Genomic DNA, 21160 nt, shown 5'->3' on the forward strand with positions numbered 1-21160 from the left:
TCGGCTTGCCAGTGTTGATGCGGTTGGGTAACATCTGCGCCCACTTTGACCGACGAGGTACAGCATGCGTCGCCCTATGGTAGCTGGTAACTGGAAAATGCACGGTACCCGCGCCAGCGTCGCTGAGCTGATCAATGGCCTGCGTCATCTGGCCTTGCCTAGCGGTGTTGATGTCGCGGTATTCCCGCCTTGCTTGTATATCAATCAGGTGATTGATGGCTTGAAAGGCAAGTCGATTTCGGTCGGCGCGCAGAACTCTGCGGTGGAGCCCATGCAAGGTGCGCTGACAGGAGAGATTGCTCCGAGTCAGCTGGTGGATGCAGGTTGTTCCCTGGTGCTGGTTGGGCATTCCGAGCGTCGTCTGATGATGGGTGAGCGTGACGGTACGCTGAATCGCAAATTCGCAGCAGCACAGGCTTGTGGCTTGAAGCCGGTCTTGTGTGTAGGGGAAACCCTCGAACAGCGCGAGGCCGGGAAGACTCTTGAGGTTGTCGGGCGTCAGTTGGGCAGCATTATCGAAGAGTTGGGTGTTGGCGCGTTTGCCAATGCTGTTATTGCTTACGAGCCGGTCTGGGCCATTGGTACCGGGCTGACTGCTTCGCCGCAACAGGCCCAGGATGTGCACGCAGCCATTCGGGCGCAGTTGGCGGCAGAGAATTCTGAAGTGGCACGAGGTGTGCGGCTTCTATACGGCGGCAGCGTGAAGGCGGCCAATGCGGTCGAACTGTTCGGCATGCCGGATATCGATGGGGGGCTCATTGGTGGAGCTTCCCTGAATGCAGATGAGTTCGGTGCGATTTGTCGCGCCGCGGGAAACTGAAAAAATGCTGGAAACAGTCGTAGTCGTTTTTCATCTGCTGGGTGCGCTGGGCGTAGTAGCTCTGGTATTGCTGCAGCAGGGTAAAGGTGCGGACGCTGGCGCGTCTTTCGGAGCAGGTGCTTCAAATACTGTGTTCGGAAGCCAAGGTTCCTCTACCTTTCTTAGTAAGTTTACTGCTATACTTGCCGCAGGTTTTTTCATAACCAGCTTGGGGTTAGGTTACTTTGCTAAAGAGAAAGCTCATGAGCTGACTCAAGTAGGTTTGCCAGATCCAGCGGTGCTTGAAGCGCCAAAGCAAAAACCGGCTTCTGATGATGTCCCGGTGCTCCAAGAGCAAAAGTCGGCAACCAATGCGACTGACGTACCTCCAGCTCAAGAGCAGAAGTAAGAAGAGTTTCACGCAGTAACGTAGTCTATGCCGAGGTGGTGGAATTGGTAGACACGCAACCTTGAGGTGGTTGTGCCCATAGGGTGTAGGGGTTCGAGTCCCCTTCTCGGTACCAATTATCAGGAGAGCCCGCTGTTGCGGGCTTTCTTGTAGGTGGAAGGTTACATTGACCCAAAAAGGGATCGGTCGTATACTTCCGCCCCAGCTTTGTCGCGGGGTGGAGCAGTCTGGTAGCTCGTCGGGCTCATAACCCGAAGGTCGTCGGTTCAAATCCGGCCCCCGCAACCAGTTTTAGCGGAGCCCCTTTTTAGGGGCTTTTTGTTAGCTGGACACTTTATAACGCCGCTATTCAACGGCGTTTCCGGGATGGGCGCTTCGCCCATTTTTTATTTGCACAAGCATGCACGAGGGGGTTCAGGTGTCGAGCAAGCTAGAACAGTTGCAGGCCTTGTTGGCCCCGGTGGTCGTGGCCCTTGGCTATGAATGCTGGGGTATCGAGTTTTCGGCTCAAGGTCGCCACTCACTGTTGCGCGTTTATATCGATAAAGAAGGCGGTGTGCTGGTGGACGACTGCGCCATCGTCAGCCGTCAGATCAGCGGCGTTCTGGATGTCGAAGATCCGATCTCTGTTGAATACACCCTTGAAGTTTCCTCTCCTGGCATGGAACGCCCGCTGTTCACCCTTGAACAGTTTGCCAAGTATGTCGGTGAACAAGTGAAGATCAAGCTGCGCTCGCCTTTTGAAGGCCGGCGTAATTTTCAGGGCCTTCTCCGCGGGGTGGAGGAGCAGGACGTCGTGGTGCAGGTGGAAGACCACGAGTTCCTGTTGCCGATCGACATGATCGACAAGGCCCACATAATTCCCAGTTTTGACTGAGACGCGGATCCCGCGGATCCAATGGCTTGCGAAAGGCGAGGCGTACGATGAGCAAAGAAGTACTGCTGGTTGTTGAGTCGGTATCCAATGAAAAGGGTGTACCGGCAAGCGTAATTTTTGAAGCGCTGGAGTTGGCTCTGGCCACTGCTACCAAAAAGCGTTTCGAGGACGAAGTCGATCTGCGTGTGGAAATCAATCGCCACACCGGTGCTTACGAGACTTTCCGTCGCTGGACGGTAGTCGAGGAAGCCGATCTGGACGATCCGGCTGTGGAAACCTGGCCGAGCAAGGTCCAGGAAACCCATCCGGGTGCGAAAGTCGGTGATGTCGTCGAGGAAAAGATCGAGTCGATCGAATTCGGCCGCATTGCTGCGCAGACCGCCAAACAGGTCATCGTGCAGAAAGTCCGCGAAGCCGAGCGTGCTCAAGTCGTTGACGCTTACCGCGAGCGCTTGGGTGAAATCATCTCCGGCACCGTGAAAAAAGTGACCCGCGACAATGTGATCGTCGACCTGGGTAACAACGCTGAAGCGCTGTTGGCCCGTGAAGACATCATTTCCCGCGAGACTTTCCGTGTTGGCGTGCGTCTTCGTGCGCTGCTCAAGGAAATCCGCACCGAGAACCGCGGCCCGCAGCTGATCCTGTCGCGCACCGCGCCGGAAATGCTGATCGAGCTGTTCCGTATCGAAGTGCCGGAAATCGCCGAAGGCCTGATCGAAGTCATGGCTGCCTCCCGTGATCCGGGTTCGCGCGCCAAGATTGCGGTCCGTTCCAAAGACAAGCGCATTGACCCTCAGGGTGCGTGCATTGGTATGCGCGGTTCGCGCGTCCAGGCCGTTTCCGGTGAGTTGGGCGGTGAGCGTGTGGATATCGTTCTGTGGGACGACAACCCGGCGCAGTTCGTGATCAATGCCATGTCGCCGGCTGAAGTCGCGGCAATTATCGTCGACGAAGATGCCCATGCCATGGACATCGCCGTTGGCGCAGACAATCTGGCTCAGGCCATCGGTCGCGGTGGTCAGAACGTGCGTCTGGCCAGCCAGTTGACTGGCTGGACCCTGAACGTGATGACCGAATCGGACATCCAGGCTAAGCAGCAAGCTGAAACCGGCGACATCCTGCGCAACTTCATCGACGAGCTGGAAGTCGACGAAGAGCTGGCACAGGTGCTGGTTGATGAAGGCTTCACCAGCCTGGAAGAGATTGCCTACGTACCGTTGGAAGAAATGCTCAACATCGACGGCTTTGACGAAGACATCGTCAACGAGCTTCGCGCTCGTGCCAAGGATCGCTTGTTGACTAAAGCCATCGCTACTGAGGAAAAGCTGGCAGACGCCCATCCGGCCGAAGACCTGCTCTCGCTTGAGGGTATGGACAAGGATTTGGCGATGGAACTGGCGGTGCGCGGCGTAATTACCCGCGAAGACCTGGCCGAGCAGTCTATTGACGACCTGCTCGACATCGACGGCATTGACGATGATCGTGCCGGCAAGTTGATCATGGCCGCCCGAGCCCATTGGTTCGAGTAATAGGCGCGGCCTGAGGAGAGAAGTGCATGACGCAAGTCACGGTGAAACAACTGGCCGATGAGGTCAAAACACCGGTAGAGCGCCTGTTGCAGCAGATGCGTGAGGCAGGTCTGCCGCACACCGCCGCCGAGGAACATGTGACCGACAGTGAGAAGCAATCGTTGCTGACTCACTTGAAGAGCAGCCACAAGGCGAAAGTGGAAGAACCGCGCAAGATCACGTTGCAGCGTAAAACCACCAGCACCCTGCGTGTGGCCGGCAGCAAAAGCATCAGCGTTGAAGTACGCAAGAAGAAAGTCTTCGTACAGCGCAGCCCGGAAGAAATCGAAGCCGAGCGCCAGCGTGAACTGGAAGAACGTCGCGCAGTAGAAAATGCTGCACGTCAGAAGGCTGAAGAAGAAGCCAAGCGTCGCGCCGAAGAAGAAGCGCGTCGCCAGCCTGCTGCTGCGCAACCTGCTGCCGTTGAAGCGGTTGCCGCACCTGCGGTGGTTGCCGAGCCGATTGTTGAAGATGTTCCTGTTGTCGCTCCAGCGCCGGTCGCTGAAGTGCGCAAGAAGGACGAGCAGCGTCGCCCGGACAAGAGCCGTAACGACGACAACCGTCGTGGTGGCGATGGCGAGCGTAAAAACGCTCCGCATCGTGCTTCCGTCAAGGAAAAGGCTCCGGCTCCACGCGTTGCCCCACGTACCACCGACGAAGAAAGCGATGGCTTCCGTCGTGGTGGTCGCGGCAAGGCCAAGCTGAAGAAACGCAACGCTCACGGTTTCCAGAGCCCAACCGGCCCGGTCGTGCGTGAAGTGAAGATCGGCGAAACCATCACTGTTGGCGATCTCGCCCAGCAGATGTCGGTCAAGGCTGCCGAAATCATCAAGTTCATGTTCAAGCTGGGCACACCGGCCACCATCAACCAGGTACTGGACCAGGAAACTGCCCAGCTGGTTGCTGAAGAACTGGGCCACAAAGTGACCCTGATCAGCGACACCGCCCTGGAAGATTCCCTGGCCGAGTCCCTGAAGTTCGAAGGTGAAGCGGTTCCTCGTGCGCCAGTCGTGACCGTAATGGGTCACGTTGACCATGGTAAGACCTCGCTGCTCGACTATATCCGTCGTGCCAAGGTAGCGGCTGGCGAAGCCGGCGGCATCACCCAGCACATCGGTGCGTACCACGTTGAAACCGAACGCGGCATGGTCACCTTCCTCGATACCCCGGGTCACGCCGCGTTTACCGCCATGCGTGCTCGTGGTGCCAAGGCGACCGACATCGTGATCCTGGTGGTTGCAGCGGACGACGGCGTGATGCCGCAGACCGTTGAAGCCGTTCAGCACGCTCAGGCGGCTGGCGTACCTCTGGTGGTCGCGGTGAACAAGATCGACAAGCCGGGTGCCGACCTCGATCGCATCCGTAGCGAACTGTCGGTTCACGGCGTGACTTCCGAAGACTGGGGTGGCGATACTCCATTCGTTCCGGTTTCCGCGAAGATGGGTACCGGCGTCGACGAATTGCTCGAAGCCGTACTGCTGCAGGCCGAAGTGCTCGAACTGACCGCCACTCCTTCGGCTCCTGGCCGTGGTGTCGTGGTTGAATCGCGTCTCGACAAGGGCCGTGGCCCGGTGGCGACCGTACTGGTTCAGGACGGTACCCTGCGTCAAGGCGACATGGTGCTGGTCGGCTCGAACTATGGCCGCGTGCGCGCCATGCTCGACGAGAACGGCAAGCCGATCAAGGAAGCAGGTCCGGCCATTCCGGTCGAGATCCTCGGCCTGGACGGTACCCCGGACGCTGGCGACGAGATGAGCGTGGTTGCCGACGAGAAGAAAGCCCGTGAAGTGGCTCTGTTCCGTCAAGGCAAGTTCCGCGAAGTCAAACTGGCTCGCGCTCACGCCGGCAAGCTGGAAAACATCTTCGAAAGCATGGGCCAGGAAGAGAAGAAGACGCTCAACATCGTCCTCAAATCCGACGTCCGTGGTTCGCTGGAAGCTCTGCAAGGCGCTCTGAACGGCCTGGGCAACGACGAAGTGCAAGTGCGCGTAGTCGGCGGCGGCGTCGGTGGTATCACCGAAAGCGACGCCAACCTGGCCCTGGCTTCCAACGCTGTCCTGTTCGGCTTCAACGTGCGTGCCGATGCCGGCGCTCGCAAGATCGTCGAGCAGGAAGGTCTGGATATGCGTTATTACAACGTGATCTACGACATCATCGAAGACGTCAAGAAAGCCCTGACCGGTATGCTGGGCAGCGACGTTCGGGAGAACATCCTGGGTGTTGCCGAGGTTCGTGACGTGTTCCGTTCGCCGAAGTTCGGCGCGATCGCCGGTTGCATGGTGATCGAGGGTGTCGTTCACCGTAACCGTCCAATCCGTGTACTGCGTGAAGACATCGTTATCTTCGAAGGCGAGCTGGAATCCCTGCGCCGCTTCAAGGATGACGCTTCCGAAGTGCGTGCCGGCATGGAATGCGGTATCGGCGTGAAGAGCTACAACGACGTCAAAGTCGGCGACAAGATCGAAGTCTTCGAGAAGGTTCAGGTTGCTCGCAGCCTCTAACTCGCGCACTTCAAGAGCCATGATGGCCAGTTGCATGAAAATGCACGGCGCATCGTCCGGACTCTAAACGCAACGCCCGGTCTGGCTTCTGTCAGGCCGGGCGTTTGCCGCTTTCAGACCTTGCGGGTTTCACCGCGAGGCAGCAACAGGTAACAAGACATGGCAAAAGAATACAGCCGCACCCAACGTATCGGCGACCAGATGCAGCGTGAGCTCGCTCAGCTGATCCGTCGTGAAGTCAAAGATCCGCGCGTCGGCCTGGTCACCATCACCGCCGTTGAAGTCAGCCGTGACGTCGGTCACGCCAAGATTTTCATCACCGTGATGGGCCAGGACAACGCTGACGATATCGCTCAGAGCATCAAGGTGCTCAATTCGGCCGCCGGCTTCCTGCGTATGCAGCTGGCTCGCGAGATGAAGTTGCGCAGCGTTCCACAGCTGCACTTCCACTACGACGAAAGCGTCGTGCGGGGTGCGCATCTGTCGGCCCTGATCGAGCGCGCCGTGGCCGAAGACAGCCAGCACGCCGCTACACCCGAAGACGCCAAGGAGTAAGCGGTGGCTCAGGTCAAGCGTATCCGCCGTAACGTCAGCGGTATCATCCTGCTCGACAAGCCGCTGGGGTTCACCTCCAACGCGGCGTTGCAGAAAGTCCGCTGGTTGCTCAACGCCGAGAAGGCCGGGCACACCGGCAGTCTCGATCCCCTGGCCACCGGCGTGTTGCCGTTGTGCTTTGGCGAGGCGACCAAGTTCTCGCAATACCTGCTCGATTCCGACAAGGGTTACGAAACCCTGATGCAGTTGGGCAAGACCACCACCACGGCCGATGCCGAGGGTGAAGTCCTGCAGACTCGCGAAGTGACCGTTGGTCGCGCCGATATTGAAGCGGTGCTGCCGGAATTTCGTGGGCAAATCAGCCAGATACCACCGATGTACTCGGCCCTCAAGCGTGATGGCCAGCCACTTTACAAGCTGGCTCGTGCAGGCGAAGTGGTGGAGCGCGAAGCGCGTTCTGTTACTATTGCGCGCTTGGAATTACTGGCCTTTGAAGGCGATACTGCGCGGCTAGCGGTGGACTGCAGCAAAGGCACCTATATCCGCACCCTGGTGGAGGATATCGGTGAGAAGCTGGGTTGTGGTGCATACGTCGCGGAACTGCGTCGCACCCAGGCCGGCCCTTTCAGTCTGGCCCAGACCGTCACGCTGGAAGAGCTTGAAGCGGTACATGCCGAAGGCGGTAACGAAGCGGTGGATCGCTTCCTGATGCCATCGGACAGCGGCCTGCTGGATTGGCCGCTGCTGCAGTTCTCCGAGCACAGCGCGTTCTACTGGCTCAACGGCCAGCCGGTACGGGCTCCCGATGCACCGAAGTTCGGCATGGTGCGGGTACAGGATCATAACGGTCGCTTTATCGGTATCGGTGAAGTGAGCGAAGACGGGCGCATCGCGCCGCGTCGACTGATTCGGTCGGAATGACCGGAACCAGCCTGTGTAACAGCAGGCTGGAGAGGGTGGCTGTTAACAGGCACGGTCACAGCTCATTTATAGATACGGGGATTTGTCCCTGGCCTGTTGGTGGCGTTTCTCGGAACGCTGCCTTTTGAGAGGAAAGCCAAATGGCACTCAGCGTTGAAGAAAAAGCTCAAATCGTAACCGACTACCAGCAAGCTGTTGGTGACACTGGTTCGCCAGAAGTGCAAGTTGCACTGCTGACCGCCAACATCAACAAACTGCAAGGTCACTTCAAGGCCAACGGTAAAGACCACCACTCCCGTCGTGGTCTGATCCGCATGGTTAACCAGCGTCGTAAGCTGCTGGACTACCTGAAAGGCAAAGACCTGAGCCGTTACAGCGCTCTGATCGGTCGCCTGGGTCTGCGTCGCTAATCAGCGATTGCGCTAGAGGTTGGTTGTTTGCCGTGCGTCAGTGGGTTTCCCGCAGGCGCATGGCAGGCTCCCAGCCTCAAGTTTTATCTGGACCGTAGTTTTACCTGGACAATAAAGGCCGGGCCGATTCCCGGGATTGCCCAAGAATTTCGCAAGAAACCAGTTCCCCCAAGAGCCACAAAGAAGGTAGGACACCGTGAACCCGGTAATCAAAAAATTCCAGTTCGGTCAGTCGACCGTTACCCTCGAGACTGGCCGTATCGCCCGTCAGGCCTCCGGCGCAGTATTGGTCACCGTTGACGACGACGTCAGCGTATTGGTGACCGTGGTTGGCGCCAAGCAAGCCGATCCAGGCAAGGGTTTCTTCCCTCTGTCTGTTCACTACCAGGAAAAGACTTACGCTGCCGGTAAGATCCCTGGCGGTTTCTTCAAGCGTGAAGGCCGTCCTTCCGAGAAAGAAACCCTGACCTCGCGTCTGATCGACCGCCCGATCCGCCCTCTGTTCCCAGAAGGCTTCATGAACGAAGTGCAGGTTGTCTGCACCGTGGTTTCCACCAGCAAGAAGACCGATCCGGACATCGCTGCGATGATCGGTACCTCGGCTGCGCTGGCGATTTCCGGTATTCCTTTCGATGGTCCGATCGGTGCTGCCCGCGTTGCTTTCCACGAAAGCACCGGCTACCTGCTGAACCCGACTTACGAGCAGCTGGCTGCCTCGAGCCTGGACATGGTCGTAGCCGGTACCGAAGAAGCGGTACTGATGGTTGAATCGGAAGCCAAAGAGCTGACCGAAGACCAGATGCTGGGCGCCGTACTGTTCGCCCACGACGAATTCCAGGCCGTTATCCAGGCCGTCAAAGAGCTGGCTGCCGAAGCCGCCAAGCCGACCTGGGACTGGGCTCCGGCTCCAGAAGCCACCGACCTGCTGGGCGCTATCCGCTCCGAGTTCGGCGAAGCGATCTCCCAGGCTTACACCATTACCGTCAAGGCCGACCGTTATGCACGCCTGGGCGAGCTGAAAGACCAGGTCGTCGCCAAGCTGTCCGGCGAAGAAGGCCAGCCTTCCGCTGCCGACGTCAAAGCCGCTTTCGGTGAAATCGAATACCGCACCGTTCGCGAAAACATCGTCAACGGCAAGCCACGTATCGACGGCCGCGACACCCGCACCGTACGTCCGCTGAACATCGAAGTCGGCGTTCTGCCGAAGACCCACGGTTCGGCCCTGTTCACCCGTGGCGAGACTCAGGCCCTGGTCGTCGCGACCCTGGGTACCGCCCGTGACGCACAGCTGCTGGACACCCTGGAAGGCGAGAAGAAAGACCCCTTCATGCTGCACTACAACTTCCCTCCGTTCTCGGTGGGCGAGTGTGGTCGCATGGGTGGCGCTGGTCGTCGTGAAATCGGTCACGGCCGTCTGGCCCGTCGTTCGGTTCAGGCCATGTTGCCAGCCGCCGACGTGTTCCCCTACACCATCCGCGTGGTATCGGAAATCACCGAGTCCAACGGTTCCAGCTCCATGGCTTCCGTGTGCGGTGCTTCCCTGGCACTGATGGACGCTGGCGTGCCGATGAAGGCTCCGGTTGCCGGTATCGCCATGGGCCTGGTCAAGGAAGGCGAGAAATTCGCCGTCCTGACCGACATCCTGGGTGACGAAGACCACCTGGGCGACATGGACTTCAAGGTAGCCGGTACCGCCAAAGGCGTCACCGCGCTGCAGATGGACATCAAGATCAAGGGCATCACCGAAGAAATCATGGAGATCGCCCTGGGTCAGGCCCTGGAAGCTCGCCTGAACATCCTCGGCCAGATGAACCAGATCATTGGCCAGTCGCGTACCGAACTGTCGGCCAACGCTCCGACCATGATCGCGATGAAGATCGACACCGACAAAATCCGTGATGTCATCGGTAAAGGCGGCGCGACCATCCGTGCGATCTGCGAAGAGACCAAGGCTTCGATCGACATCGAAGACGACGGCTCGATCAAGATCTTCGGCGAAACCAAGGAAGCCGCAGAAGCTGCGCGTCAGCGCGTTCTGGGCATCACCGCGGAAGCCGAGATCGGCAAGATCTACGTTGGCAAGGTTGAGCGCATCGTCGACTTCGGCGCATTCGTCAACATCCTGCCTGGCAAGGACGGTCTGGTTCACATCTCCATGCTGAGCGATGCTCGCGTCGAGAAAGTGACCGACATCCTGAAAGAAGGTCAGGAAGTGGAAGTGCTGGTGCTGGACGTGGACAACCGCGGCCGTATCAAACTGTCCATCAAAGATGTGGCAGCAGCCAAGGCTTCGGGCGTTTAAGACCCCTGACGCTGTAAGCTGAACAAGCAAACGCCCCGACTGGTTCGGGGCGTTTTGCTATCTGCCGTTTGTGCCTTGCTCCCTGCCGGGCGGGTGACATGGCAAAACCCCGGTCCCGGTGCTAGGTTTAGCCCAGCGCCCGTGTAGCTCAGCCGGTAGAGCAGCGCACTCGTAACGCGAAGGTCGCAGGTTCGATTCCTGTCTCGGGCACCAGTTGGCAGTTCAAGACGTATAAACAACAAAGCCCGCATCGAGCGGGCTTTGTCGTGTTTATTGGCCTTGAATCACTTCACCTTGCTTCTCAGATCCTCGAGGCTGCGTTTGAGTTGGTCCAGATTCTGGCCCTGATTGCTGACCTCGCTCTTGAGGCTGGACAGCTCGCTGGAGCTCGAACTGGAGCTTGAGCTGCTGCCGCGCTTGAGGTCATCGATCTGACTCGCCAGCTTGTCCAGGGTGCTGGCCTGGCTGCTGACTGTGCTCTTGAGGCTGTTCAGCTCGCTGGAGCTCGAACTGGAGCTTGAGCTGTTGCCACGCTTGAGCTCCTCGATCTGCTTGCCGAGCTTGTCCAGTTCACTGGCCTGGCTACTGACCGTGCTCTTGAGGCTGTTCAGCTCGCTGGAGTTCGAGCTGGAGCTTGAACTGCTGCCACGCTTGAGCTCCTCGATCTGTTTGCCGAGCTTGTCCAGTTCGCTGGCCTGGTCGCTGGTAACGCGCTTGAGGTTGTTCACTTCACTGGTGCTCGAACTGGAGCTTGTGCCGCTGTTGCGCTTGAACTCTTCAAGCTGGGTTTCCAGTTTCTTCAGCTGGTTGGCTTGCTCGCCGGTGGTTTTCTTGAGGTTGCTCACCTCGCTGGCAGTGGAGCTGGAACTGCTGCCGGTGTTGCGTTTGAGCTCTTCGATCAGGCGCGCCTGGCTGTTGACGATGTCCTTGAGCTTTTCCAGCTCGACGCTGCTGCTCTTGAGGCCGTCCTGCAGCTTTTGCAGGTCGTCCACGGTGAAGCCGCTGGGGCGCACGGTGTACTTGAGGTCTACTTCCTGGTGCAGGGCCGAGATCCTGTCCGAGTACGAGGCGCTGCTGGAGTTGAATTCGACGGCCTGGGCGGAGAGTGACAGGCTGCTGAGGATCAGGGTAGAGAGGCTGGTGGCGAGGAAGGCGGACGAACGCTGAGTGCGGCTGAGCATCACTGGGTTTCCTTGTGAAGTGCCGATATGGCACATCGCTATGACTGCGTTCCTGCCTTCTTGTTCCAGGGGCAAGAAGGTTGCTCGGGGAGAGGAATGTAACAACGTATTTTTCGTGAAAGTGCCTTGAGCGAACGGACAGGTTTTTTGTCGGTGCGCTGTAAGGATTCGTATGCATCCGCAGACAAAGGCCCTATATTCGCAGCCTGTCTGAATGGTTTTCAGATGATCCCGAATGGTTCACGGCCAGATAAATCGGCTTTCACAGCGCTTTTTTGCGGCAAAGAGATCCCAACGATCCAGATCCATCTTCCATTCCCATGATCAGAGAGAACGAGATGATTCCTAAAGAAGCCAGAATTGACGTAGCCCTTGAAAAGTACCTGGCTGCCACGCCTTCCTTGCAGGAAGAAATCAGCGCCCTGAGCCCGCAGGAGCAGAAGCAGCAGGCCCAGTGGGCGTTCGAGGACGAAGCGGAGTCGCGCGGCATCGAGCCGTGGGAGCTTGTGCTGGAATTGATCGCCGAGTCGCCCGAGGAACTCAAGGCCATGCGGCTGGAGGTCCACCAGGAAGTCGCTGAGGCCCTGGGCATGGACCTTCAGGACTACCTGGAACTCAACGAAATCGACGACTGACGCAAAAACGCCAGCCTTTCAGGGGCTGGCGTTTTTCTTTGGGGTAGCGCGCAGGCTTTTGAAAATCAGAGGCTCAAACGCATCGACAGGTCGACCGCCTTCACATCCTTGGTCATCGCCCCGATCGAAATGTAATCGACGCCGGTTTCGGCGATCGGGCGCAAGGTGCTTTCATTGATCCCGCCACTGGCTTCCAGCTTGGCCTTGCCGGCATTCAGGCGAACCGCTTCACGCATGTCGTCCAGGCTCAACTCGTCGAGCATGATGATGTCCGCGCCCGCCGCCAGGGCTTCCTTGAGTTCTTCCAGGCTTTCCACTTCGACTTCCACCGGCTTGCCCGGGGCAATCTTGTGGGCGGCGCTGATCGCCTGGGCGATACCGCCGCACGCGGCAATATGGTTTTCCTTGATCAGGAAGGCGTCGTACAGGCCGATGCGGTGGTTGTGGCAGCCACCGCAGGTCACCGCGTACTTCTGCGCCAGGCGCAGCCCTGGCAGGGTCTTGCGGGTATCCAGCAACTTGACCTGGGTATCGGCGACGAAGTCGGCGTAATACTGCGCGCGGGTGGCCACGCCGGACAGCAGTTGCAGGAAGTTCAAGGCGCAGCGTTCGCCGCTGAGCAGCGAACGGGCCGGACCTTCGAGGTGGAACAGGGCCTGATTGGGGCTGACGCGCTCGCCGTCACGCACCTGCCAATGCACGGCGACCCGCGGGTCGAGCTGGCGGAACACCGCGTCGACCCAGGCCGTGCCACTGATGATCGCCGCTTCGCGGGTAATGATGGTGGCTTTGGCCAGGCGTTCGGCCGGGATCAGTTGCGCGGTGATATCGCCGCTGCCGATGTCTTCCAGCAACGCACGGCGCACGTTGGCTTCGATTTCGGCGGTCAGGTCGGCGAGGCGTAGATTCGGCATAGCGGGCTCCACAAACAAAGTGGCCCGATTATAGGGCCATGGCGCAAGCGAACCCAAGGCGGCGCCCCTCCAGTACCTGCATTTGGTCGCCTGGCATGTGCCGTTTGCGAGAAAGGGCGGTCGCTATATGAGCGCTATTTCAAAGCCCGCGCAGAGTCTGCTGGCACAAGAAGGGGCTTTTGCCAGATAATCCGACTTCTAATTGACGTCATAGCTTTGACGTTTGCTTGGCTCCCCACTATTTGAAATGCAGCGGTGCGTATCGATGCCCGCTGGGACTCGACTGTGAGCGTCGACCGACCTTTTCTTGCGCGGCAGAGAAAAACCTTTCAGGAGGCTTGGATGCACAACGACGGGAATGTAGTGCCTTTGCACAAGGCCACTACGGATCAGGCGAACCCTTCGCCGCTCGCCCGCCTGCCTGTGATTCTGCTTCAGGTCCGTGACAAGGCCGCCCAGCAACTGCGCCATGGCCTGCAGGAACTGTTCGATAACGCCGACGACACCTTGTTCGAGATGGCCGACCGGGCCCAGAACAATGTCGACCAGAACACCTTTTTCGAAGCCATGCGCGACCTGCGCCTGAAACGCAAAAGCATCGAGCGCGGCTTCCTGGAAAAACTCTTCGAGGCCTTTGTCGACCTGGTCCAGTACGACCCCGCGCCGGCGATCGCCCAGGCCGTCGCCTACGTCCCACCCGCTGACACCTGCCAGGATGACCTGGAGCGCACCGTGGCCCTCGAGGCGATGGTCGCCAAGGCGGGCAATCGTGACGGTTTTGCCCTTGGCCAGCTCACCGCGCGCCTGAGCGCGCTGCTGGGCAAGCACCTGGATGACCGCAGCAACCCCTTGGGTCCGGCCATGCTCTGCGAGTATTTCCTCGAGTCCGGGCGCAGCCTGGGGGTGGAGATCAAGGTCAAGCTGATCATTCTCAAACTGTTCGAACGTTATGTGCTCAGCGAAGCCGACCAGCTGTACGCTGAAGCCAATCAGCTGTTGGCCGCCACGGGCGTGTTGCCGGAGCTCAAGCCCGCGCCGGCGCGCCGGTCTATCGACCAGGCGGCCGCGAGTATCCAGGCCACGCCGGAGCCCGGCGTGGCGCAGATGGACGAAAGCGTTCAGCAAGTGTTCGCCGCCTTGCAGGAGCTGCTGTTGCATGTCCGCGGCAGCGTGGTGCCGACCCTCGAGGCGAGCGCCGAAACCCAGCCCATTTCCACCCGTGACCTGCTGCGCCTGCTGTCTCACCTGCAGCACTACGTGCCGGCCAGCGCCCAGGACGATTTCGACCTGCGCAACCAGCTGGAGCAGCTGTTGACCCGGGTCAGCGTAAAGAGTGGCAAGTCGCGGGTGGTCGGAGTGGCCGACGAGGATGTGATCAATCTGGTGGCCATGCTCTTCGAATTCATCCTGGCCGATCGCAACCTGCCGGAGTCCTTGAAGACCCTGATCGGCCGCTTGCAGATCCCCATGCTCAAGGTCGCGGTGCTGGACAAGAGCTTCTTCAGCCGCAGCAGCCATCCCGCGCGCCGCCTGCTCAATGAAATCGCCGCGGCGGCCATGGGCTGGGGCAGCTGCGACGATTATCAGCGCGACAGCCTGTACCTGCGTATCGAGCAGGTGGTGCAGCGGTTGTTGAGCGACTTCGTCGACGACCCGGCGATCTTTTCCGAGCTGCTCGCCGAGTTTCTCGCCTTCACCAGTGACGAGCGGCGTCGTAGCGAGCTGCTGGAACAGCGCACCCGTGACGCCGAAGAGGGCCGGGCCAAGGCTGAACTGGCGCGCCGTCGCGTCGAGCAGGCGTTAAACGAGGGGTTGCTGGGCAAGGTCCTGCCGCTGACGGTCGTCGAGTTCGTGCAGCAGGCCTGGAGCAAGGTCTTGCTGCTGACCTGCCTCAAGCATGGCGAGCAGTCCAGCGAATGGCGCCAAGGACTGCAGACCATGGAGCAACTGATCTGGAGCGTGCAGCGTCACACCGATCCGGATGCCGCCATGCAGCTGCTGGCGCTGGTGCCCGACCTGCTCAAGGCGCTGCGCGACGGCTTGAACAGCGCGGCGTTCGATCCATTCGCCACCAGCGAGTTCTTCAGCCAGTTGGAAGCCTTGCACCTGCAAGCGTTCGAGCACTTTGCTCAGAACGCCGGGCAGCATCGGCCGGGCGTGGCGGACGAGCAGCCGGCGATGGTCGCGGTCGAGGAACACATCGTCCTGCCCAGCGCTGAAGAGGGCCCGCTGGAGGCCGCGCCCCTGGCGCTGGCGGCCAACGATCCCGGCTTGCTGCGGGTCGAACAGCTGCGGCTGGGGGCCTGGGTTGAATTCCTCGAGGACGAGGACAACAGCGTGCGCTGCAAGCTGGCGGCCATCGTGCAACCCGGCGACAAGTACATCTTCGTCAACCGCACCGGCATGAAGGTCCTGGAGCGCACCCGGGTCGGCCTGGCCCTGGAGTTTCAGCGCGGGGCCGTGCGTGAGCTGGACGACACCTTGCTGTTCGACCGGGCGCTGGAATCGGTGATCGGCAGTTTGCAGCGACTCAATCGCGGCAAGTGATCGCAACCTGGGCGTGGAACGCGGCATACTGAGCCGTCACAGGCTTCGTTGAAGGAATCGGTATGCAGTTGGACCCCGCAAGCGGCTGGTGTCACGGCGTTCGCCATTGCCCGTCACCCAATTTCAACGCACGCCCCGCGGATGAAATTTCCCTGCTGGTGATCCACAACATCAGCCTGCCGCCGGCCCAGTTCGCGACGGGCAAAGTGCAGGAATTCTTCCAGAACCGTCTCGATGTCACAGAGCACCCCTATTTTGCCGGGATCGCCGACCTGCGCGTGTCCGCGCATTTTTTGATCGAACGTGACGGAACCGTGACTCAGTTTGTCTCCTGTCTGGACCGCGCCTGGCACGCTGGCGTGTCGTGGTTCGACGGGCGCGAAAGCTGCAATGATTTTTCCCTGGGGATCGAACTGGAAGGCACCGACGAGTTGCCATTCACCGATGCCCAGTACGACGCGCTGATTGCCTTGACCCGGCAGTTGCAGCAGGCCTTCAAGGCCATCACCCCACAGCGGATTTGTGGGCACAGCGATATCGCTCCGGGGCGCAAGACCGATCCGGGGCCCGGATTCGACTGGGTACGCTATCGCGCGGCCCTGAACGAAGGGGAAGGACAATGAGTTTTCTGGTGTTGTTGCTGGCGGTCTGGATCGAGAAGTTCTCGGCCTTGCGCCAGCGCGTTCAGCATGACGAGCCGTGGCTGCGCCAATTGCTTGGGCAGGAGGCCAGCCCGCGTCTGGCCAAGCATCCCTGGTGGGTGCTGGCGCTGCTGGTGCTGTTGCCGGCAGTGCTGCTGGGGTTGCTGTTGCTGGTCCTGGAGCCGCTGGCCTACGGCCTGCTGGCGTTGCCGGTGCATCTGCTGGTGGTGATCTACAGCCTGGGGCGGGGCGACCTGTTGGGCGAACTCGGACCGTTCCGCGATGCCTGGCGCCGCGAGGACCTGCAAGCCGCGGCGCATGTCGCCAAGCGCGACCTGGATATCTGTGCCGACAGTGGCGAGCAGTTACTCGAGCGGGTTCAGGGGCATCTGCTGTGGCAGGCCTACCAGAGCTTTTTCGCGGTGATCTTCTGGTACTTCCTGCTGGGCCCGGTGGCCGCATTGAGTTATCGCCTGCTGGCGCTGGCCGCCGAGCACAGCAAGAACCCGGCGGTCGCCGAGCGCGCCGGGCAGCTGCGGCATGCCTTCGACTGGTTGCCGGTACGCCTGCTGGCGGCCAGTTTCGCCCTGGTGGGCAACTTCGTCGCGGTCAGTCGCGTGATGCTCCACGAGTTGCTGAACTGGAACATTAGCGCCGCGCAGCTGGTGGAAAAGGTCGGTCTGGTCGCCGCGGAAATCCCCACGCCGATCACCGGGCCGGACGGCATTGTCAGCCTGGACCGGATCTGGGAGCTGTTGCTGCGGGCCGCGGTGCTCTGGTATGCCGGCTTTGCCCTGTGGACCGTGCTGCCCTGACGACGAGCAGCGACTGAGCGCTGGCGAGCCCCGGTCTCGCCAGCGCAACTGAAGCCTTCCATCCGTCCGCCGTCCCCGCGGTTAACCTTAAGTTACAAACCCTTTTGCCGATTTGAGCTATACAGAAGCAGCGCCAAATAGTGGCTATCTGCCGTCTTCGCGTACCTGCCAATAAAAATAAAAGCAAAAAGGGAGACTTCTTGTGAAGAGCTTGCTCTATCCCGCCATTGCCCTGATGAACCGCCTGAGCTTCGGCATGAAATTCAGCTTGATCAGCGTGCTGTTTTTCCTACCGATGCTGGTCACCAACTTTTATCTGGTGCGCGATTCCTACCGTGAATTCCAGGCCACCCAGGTCGAGCTGCAAAGCCTGGACCTGCTGGGCAGCAGCCTGACCCTGCGCCGCGACCTGGAAACCCTGAACAACATGGTGCAGATCAACGCGACCCTGGGGCAGTCCGGCAAGGCCGGGGATATCGAGAGCAAGATAGTCACCCTGGAAAAGTCCGTGCTCGAACGCTTGCAGGGCCTGGACGCGGTCACCGTGGACCCCGAGCAGATCGGCGTGTTCGACGGCAAGCGCGATGAAATGATCGCCGCCTTCAAGGCGCAACAGGCGGAAAGCTCGCTGCAAAGCAAAAGCGCGCTGATCGGCAAGCTCCTGGGCAGTGCACAGATTTTCAGCCAGATCATCGCCAGCCAGTCCGGCCTGAGCCGCGACACCCAGAGCGATGTGCGGCAGTTGAGCGAACTGCTGACCAGCGTCACGCCCCAGGTCACGCAGGTCCTCGGCGAAGGCCGGGCGATGGGCGCGTATTCCCTGGGTCAGGGTTTTCTCAACTCATCCGCCAGCACCCGTTTCGACGAGTTGCTGGTGCAGATCGAAAAGCTCCAGGCCGAATACGGCCTGAAACTGCAGGATGCGCTGGGCTCGAGCAAGGCCGCCCAGGGCGCGCTGGACGCCCAGGCCAGCGCCAGCAAGGGCAGCCTCAAGCAAGCCAGCGAGCTGTTCGAAGAGCAGGTGGTGATGGCCGATACCCTGGATGCACCCTGGCAGGGCTTTTACGATCAGGTCAGCGGGCTGATGGCGCAGACTTACCAGCTCAACGAGGCGACCCTGAAGTTCCTTGGCGAAGAGCTGCAGCAGCGGCTCGGGCAGAACCGCGCGCACATGGTGCTGCTGGTGGTGGCGCTGGCGGCGGTGTTCCTGCTGATCTTCTATCTCTACGGCGCGTTCTACGTCTCGACCCGTACCACCCTCAAGCGCCTGGGCGCGATGATGGACAAGGTGGCGGCCGGCGACATGACCGTCACCTTCGATGCCCAGAGCCGCGATGAGCTGGGGGAACTGGGCACTGTGTTCAACGGCACCGTGGCGAAGATCCACGACCTGATCGAGCGGGTGGGCAAGACCGTCGGCGAAGTCGAGCACCAGGCCGGGCAGGTGGAAGCCGTGTCGGCCCAGAGCAACCAGGCGGTGGCCGGGCAGCGCAGCCAGATCGAGCAGGTGGCGACGGCGATGAACCAGATGTCCGCCACGTCCCAGGAAGTCGCGCGCAGCGCCGCGGCCGCGGTCAGCAGCGCCCACAGCGTCAACGACGAGACCATCAGCGGGCGCGGGCTGGTGGAATCCCAGCAAGGCAGCATTGCCCAGTTGGCCAGCGAGATCGACCAGTCGGTGCTGGTGATCAACCAGCTGGCCAGCGACAGCCAGGCCATCAGCCGGGTGCTGGAAGTCATCAAGAGCATCGCCGAGCAGACCAACCTGCTGGCCCTCAACGCCGCCATCGAAGCGGCCCGCGCTGGTGAGCAGGGCCGGGGCTTCGCGGTGGTGGCCGACGAAGTGCGGACCCTGGCCAAGCGTACCCAGCAATCGACCGAGGAAATCGAGCAGATGATCGTCAAGCTCCACGGCGGCGTGGGGGCTGCGGTCAAGGCCATGGGCATCAGCCATGAAATGGCCAATGGCACGGTCGGGCAGTCGGAAAAGGTCCAGCAGGCGCTGGAGAACATCCTCGGCGCGGTGGGCATGATCGTCGACCAGAACCAGCAGATCGCCGCGGCGGTGGAGCAGCAGACCGCGGTGGCCCACGACATCGATCAGAACATCGTCGAGATCAACCGCGCCGGCGAGCGCACCGCCGAAGGCGCGTACCAGACTGAAAACGCCAGCCGCCAGCTGTCCGCGCAGGTGGTGCAGTTGAAGCAGTTGATCAGCGCCTTCCGGGTCTGATTCAGGCGCTGTGGGGCCAGCCGAACAGCGCGCAAGCGTTGGCGGTACTGGCCGCCGCCAACTGTTCGGGGCTGATGGCCATGATCTCGGCCAGGGCCGCGCAGATGTCGGGCAGGTGCTGCGGGCTGTTGCGCTGGCCGGGGTACATGGCCGGCGCCATGTCCGGCGAATCGGTTTCCAGCACCACCGCGTCCAGCGGCAAGTCGGCGATGACCTTGCGCAGGCGCAGGGCCTGCGGCCAGGTTGCGGCGCCCCCCAGGCCCAGTTTGAACCCCAGCTTGAGGTACTCGCGGGCCTCTTCGCGGCTGCCGGCGAAGGCGTGGATGATGCCGGCGCGCTTGAGCTTGAAGCGCTTGAGGGTGGCAATCACCGCGGCATGGCTGCGCCGTACGTGGAGCAGGGCGGGTAGCTGGAAGTCCGCGGCCAGTTGCAGTTGCGCTTCGAACAGCTGCTGCTGGCGCTGGCGATCCAGTTGCTCGAGAAAATAATCCAGGCCGATCTCGCCCACCGCGCACAGCTGCGGGTGGCCCGCGAGGCGGCTCAGCCAGTCGCCCAGCTCAACCAGGTCGGCCGGGCTGTGCTCGTCGAGATAGACCGGGTGCAGGCCGAAGGCGGCGTGCAGGTCGGCATCGCTCTGCACCAGCTCCCAGAGCCGCTGCCAATTGCGCTGATAAACCCCCAGCACCACCATCCGCCGCACGCCGAGGGCGCGGCTGGCCGCCAGCAGCGCCTGACGATCCGCGTCGAAATCCGGAAAATCCAGATGGGTGTGGCTGTCGATCAGTTCCACGTTCAAGCCTCGTGAATGCGCTGCTTGAAGGTCCGGGCGATGGCGTTCACGCCGGGTTGGTAATGGGCTTCTTCAATGGCGGCCAGGGCCAGTTGCAGGGCCTTGTCGGCGATCAGCTGGTGCTGCTGGGCCATGGCATTCACCGGCAGCGGCAAAAAGTCCAGCAACTGGGTATCGCCGAAGGTGCCCAGGCGCAGCGGCCGCGACTTGAGCGGGAAGTCGTGCAGCGCGTCGAACACCCCTTGCAGCAACACATAGGAGGTGGTGACCAGGGCATCCGGCAGATGGCCCAGGCGCTCCAGCAGCGCTACCATCAACTGGCGCCCGCAGTCACGGCTGAAGGCTTCGCCCTGTTCGATCAGCACCTGGCCGTCGAAACCTTCCAGCGCCTGTTTGAAGCCGGCGGTGCGTTCGCGGCTGATGCCCAGCTCGGGGCGGGCGCCGATCAGGGCGATCTGCCGCGGCTGGGGCTGCAGCAGGCTGCGGGTCAATTGCAGGCTGGCTTGCTGGTCGTCGCTGATCACCGAGCAGAAAAACTCCGGTTCCATCACCCGGTCGATGGCGATGATCGGCAGGCCCTGGGCCTGCAACAGACGATAGGTGTCATCCTCCGGCGGCAGGCAACTGGCGACGAACAGCGCATCGCAGCGGCGCGCGCGGAACAGTTGCAGCAACTGCCGCTCGCTGTCCGGGGCATCGTCGGAGCTGGCGATCAGCAGCTGGTAGCCACGGGCGCGGGCGCCTTGCTCGAGCAACTTGGCAATACGCGCGTAACTGGGGTTTTCCAGGTCCGGCAGGATGAAACCCAGGGTCCGGGTCCGCCGACTGCGTAGCCCGGCGGCTTGAGGGTTGGGCGTGAAGCCATGTTCCTCGACCACCGCCCGGACCCGTTCGACGGTCGCGTTGCTGATGCGTTGCTGTTCGGCCTTGCCGTTGATGACGTAGCTGGCGGTGGTGACGGACACACCGGCCAGTCTGGCGATATCGCTGAGTTTCAACCCGGGTTTTCCTTGTTTTCTGGAGCTTGCCCCGACATTTTCGCCAATCCTAACCGATATGGGC

The 21160-nt window shown here is 60.8% G+C and carries 18 protein-coding genes and 3 tRNA genes; 17 read left to right on the forward strand and 4 right to left on the reverse strand.

Annotated elements, in window-relative coordinates; genetic code table 11:
- Window positions 1-64 precede the first annotated feature (64 nt).
- The 12 genes from tpiA (at window position 65) to BM019_RS28690 (ending at window position 10555) form a co-directional block, all read left to right on the forward strand.
- Entirely contained in the window at window positions 65-820 is a 756-nt protein-coding gene (gene tpiA, locus BM019_RS28635; protein ID WP_007920876.1) for a triose-phosphate isomerase, read from the forward strand.
- A gap of 4 nt (window positions 821-824) precedes the next feature.
- Window positions 825-1208 (forward strand): preprotein translocase subunit SecG, encoded by a 384-nt coding sequence (gene secG / locus BM019_RS28640; RefSeq protein WP_009042126.1) that lies wholly within the window; start codon window positions 825-827, stop codon window positions 1206-1208.
- A gap of 29 nt (window positions 1209-1237) precedes the next feature.
- Window positions 1238-1323 (forward strand) — tRNA-Leu (locus BM019_RS28645).
- 96 nt (window positions 1324-1419) lie between these two features.
- Window positions 1420-1496, forward strand: a tRNA-Met gene (locus BM019_RS28650).
- A gap of 130 nt (window positions 1497-1626) precedes the next feature.
- The gene (gene rimP / locus BM019_RS28655) at window positions 1627-2085 is read left to right on the forward strand and encodes a ribosome maturation factor RimP (RefSeq protein WP_007920877.1); all 459 of its coding nucleotides are present in this window, start codon (window positions 1627-1629) and stop codon (window positions 2083-2085) included.
- A gap of 47 nt (window positions 2086-2132) precedes the next feature.
- The gene (nusA, locus tag BM019_RS28660; protein ID WP_007920878.1) at window positions 2133-3614 is read left to right on the forward strand and encodes a transcription termination factor NusA; all 1482 of its coding nucleotides are present in this window, start codon (window positions 2133-2135) and stop codon (window positions 3612-3614) included.
- Window positions 3615-3640: 26 nt separating this feature from the next.
- The gene (infB, locus tag BM019_RS28665) at window positions 3641-6154 is read left to right on the forward strand and encodes a translation initiation factor IF-2 (RefSeq protein ID WP_007920879.1); all 2514 of its coding nucleotides are present in this window, start codon (window positions 3641-3643) and stop codon (window positions 6152-6154) included.
- Between the two features lie 159 nt (window positions 6155-6313).
- Complete coding sequence (gene rbfA, locus BM019_RS28670) at window positions 6314-6709, forward strand: 30S ribosome-binding factor RbfA (protein ID WP_007920881.1); 396 nt, start codon at window positions 6314-6316, stop codon at window positions 6707-6709.
- Window positions 6710-6712: 3 nt separating this feature from the next.
- Complete coding sequence (gene truB / locus BM019_RS28675; protein WP_007920884.1) at window positions 6713-7630, forward strand: tRNA pseudouridine(55) synthase TruB; 918 nt, start codon at window positions 6713-6715, stop codon at window positions 7628-7630.
- 140 nt (window positions 7631-7770) lie between these two features.
- Window positions 7771-8040, forward strand: a complete 270-nt coding sequence (gene rpsO, locus BM019_RS28680; RefSeq protein WP_009042128.1) for a 30S ribosomal protein S15 — start codon at window positions 7771-7773, stop codon at window positions 8038-8040.
- Between the two features lie 196 nt (window positions 8041-8236).
- Window positions 8237-10342, forward strand: a complete 2106-nt coding sequence (gene pnp, locus BM019_RS28685; protein WP_009042129.1) for a polyribonucleotide nucleotidyltransferase — start codon at window positions 8237-8239, stop codon at window positions 10340-10342.
- A gap of 137 nt (window positions 10343-10479) precedes the next feature.
- Window positions 10480-10555 (forward strand) — tRNA-Thr (locus BM019_RS28690).
- Window positions 10556-10626: 71 nt separating this feature from the next.
- On the opposite strand, the gene BM019_RS28695 is transcribed toward BM019_RS28690, so the two are convergent.
- A complete protein-coding gene (locus BM019_RS28695; protein ID WP_092422189.1) occupies window positions 10627-11523 on the reverse strand; it encodes a hypothetical protein in 897 nt (298 codons plus the stop codon).
- A 338-nt stretch (window positions 11524-11861) separates the two neighbouring features.
- Here BM019_RS28695 and BM019_RS28700 point away from each other — a divergent pair, with 338 nt between their 5' ends.
- Window positions 11862-12158, forward strand: a complete 297-nt coding sequence (locus tag BM019_RS28700; protein ID WP_037005092.1) for a DUF6388 family protein — start codon at window positions 11862-11864, stop codon at window positions 12156-12158.
- A gap of 65 nt (window positions 12159-12223) precedes the next feature.
- Here BM019_RS28700 and nadC read toward each other — a convergent pair whose 3' ends face one another.
- Window positions 12224-13072 carry a carboxylating nicotinate-nucleotide diphosphorylase gene (gene nadC, locus BM019_RS28705; protein WP_009046940.1) on the reverse strand — a complete coding sequence of 283 codons (849 nt, stop codon included), beginning with the start codon at window positions 13070-13072 and terminating at the stop codon, window positions 12224-12226.
- 342 nt (window positions 13073-13414) lie between these two features.
- Here nadC and BM019_RS28710 point away from each other — a divergent pair, with 342 nt between their 5' ends.
- From BM019_RS28710 to BM019_RS28725, 4 genes are all read left to right on the forward strand, one after another.
- Entirely contained in the window at window positions 13415-15619 is a 2205-nt protein-coding gene (locus BM019_RS28710; protein WP_092422192.1) for a DUF1631 domain-containing protein, read from the forward strand.
- A 62-nt stretch (window positions 15620-15681) separates the two neighbouring features.
- A complete protein-coding gene (gene ampD / locus BM019_RS28715) occupies window positions 15682-16242 on the forward strand; it encodes a 1,6-anhydro-N-acetylmuramyl-L-alanine amidase AmpD (protein ID WP_007922273.1) in 561 nt (186 codons plus the stop codon).
- Window positions 16239-17075, forward strand: coding sequence for a regulatory signaling modulator protein AmpE (gene ampE / locus BM019_RS28720; RefSeq protein WP_009042135.1), 837 nt, complete (start codon window positions 16239-16241; stop codon window positions 17073-17075). Before ampD ends, ampE begins: the two co-directional genes overlap by 4 nt.
- Window positions 17076-17277: 202 nt before the next feature.
- Window positions 17278-19308: a methyl-accepting chemotaxis protein gene (locus BM019_RS28725; protein ID WP_092422195.1), complete on the forward strand. Its 2031-nt coding sequence runs from the start codon at window positions 17278-17280 to the stop codon at window positions 19306-19308.
- A gap of 1 nt (window position 19309) precedes the next feature.
- Here BM019_RS28725 and BM019_RS28730 read toward each other — a convergent pair whose 3' ends face one another.
- Both BM019_RS28730 and cra read right to left on the reverse strand, forming a co-directional pair.
- Window positions 19310-20098 carry a TatD family hydrolase gene (locus tag BM019_RS28730; protein WP_092422198.1) on the reverse strand — a complete coding sequence of 263 codons (789 nt, stop codon included), beginning with the start codon at window positions 20096-20098 and terminating at the stop codon, window positions 19310-19312.
- A gap of 2 nt (window positions 20099-20100) precedes the next feature.
- Window positions 20101-21096, reverse strand: a complete 996-nt coding sequence (gene cra / locus BM019_RS28735; RefSeq protein WP_085529812.1) for a catabolite repressor/activator — start codon at window positions 21094-21096, stop codon at window positions 20101-20103.
- Between the last annotated feature and the right edge of the window lie 64 nt (window positions 21097-21160).

Origin of the sequence: Pseudomonas sp. NFPP07, assembly GCF_900115645.1 — a bacterium.
Classification (GTDB): Bacteria; Pseudomonadota; Gammaproteobacteria; order Pseudomonadales; family Pseudomonadaceae; genus Aquipseudomonas; species Aquipseudomonas chlororaphis.

Bases quoted from the DNA above. Each gene is read 5' to 3' on its own strand.
- nusA (WP_007920878.1), top strand. From the start codon at position 2,133: ATGAGCAAAGAAGTACTGCTGGTTGTTGAGTCGGTATCCAATGAAAAG.
- BM019_RS28695 (WP_092422189.1), bottom strand. From the start codon at position 11,523: ATGCTCAGCCGCACTCAGCGTTCGTCCGCCTTCCTCGCCACCAGCCTC.
- tpiA (WP_007920876.1), top strand. From the start codon at position 65: ATGCGTCGCCCTATGGTAGCTGGTAACTGGAAAATGCACGGTACCCGC.
- infB (WP_007920879.1), top strand. From the start codon at position 3,641: ATGACGCAAGTCACGGTGAAACAACTGGCCGATGAGGTCAAAACACCG.
- rbfA (WP_007920881.1), top strand. From the start codon at position 6,314: ATGGCAAAAGAATACAGCCGCACCCAACGTATCGGCGACCAGATGCAG.
- ampD (WP_007922273.1), top strand. From the start codon at position 15,682: ATGCAGTTGGACCCCGCAAGCGGCTGGTGTCACGGCGTTCGCCATTGC.
- rpsO (WP_009042128.1), top strand. From the start codon at position 7,771: ATGGCACTCAGCGTTGAAGAAAAAGCTCAAATCGTAACCGACTACCAG.
- nadC (WP_009046940.1), bottom strand. From the start codon at position 13,072: ATGCCGAATCTACGCCTCGCCGACCTGACCGCCGAAATCGAAGCCAAC.
- secG (WP_009042126.1), top strand. From the start codon at position 825: ATGCTGGAAACAGTCGTAGTCGTTTTTCATCTGCTGGGTGCGCTGGGC.
- BM019_RS28700 (WP_037005092.1), top strand. From the start codon at position 11,862: ATGATTCCTAAAGAAGCCAGAATTGACGTAGCCCTTGAAAAGTACCTG.
- BM019_RS28710 (WP_092422192.1), top strand. From the start codon at position 13,415: ATGCACAACGACGGGAATGTAGTGCCTTTGCACAAGGCCACTACGGAT.
- ampE (WP_009042135.1), top strand. From the start codon at position 16,239: ATGAGTTTTCTGGTGTTGTTGCTGGCGGTCTGGATCGAGAAGTTCTCG.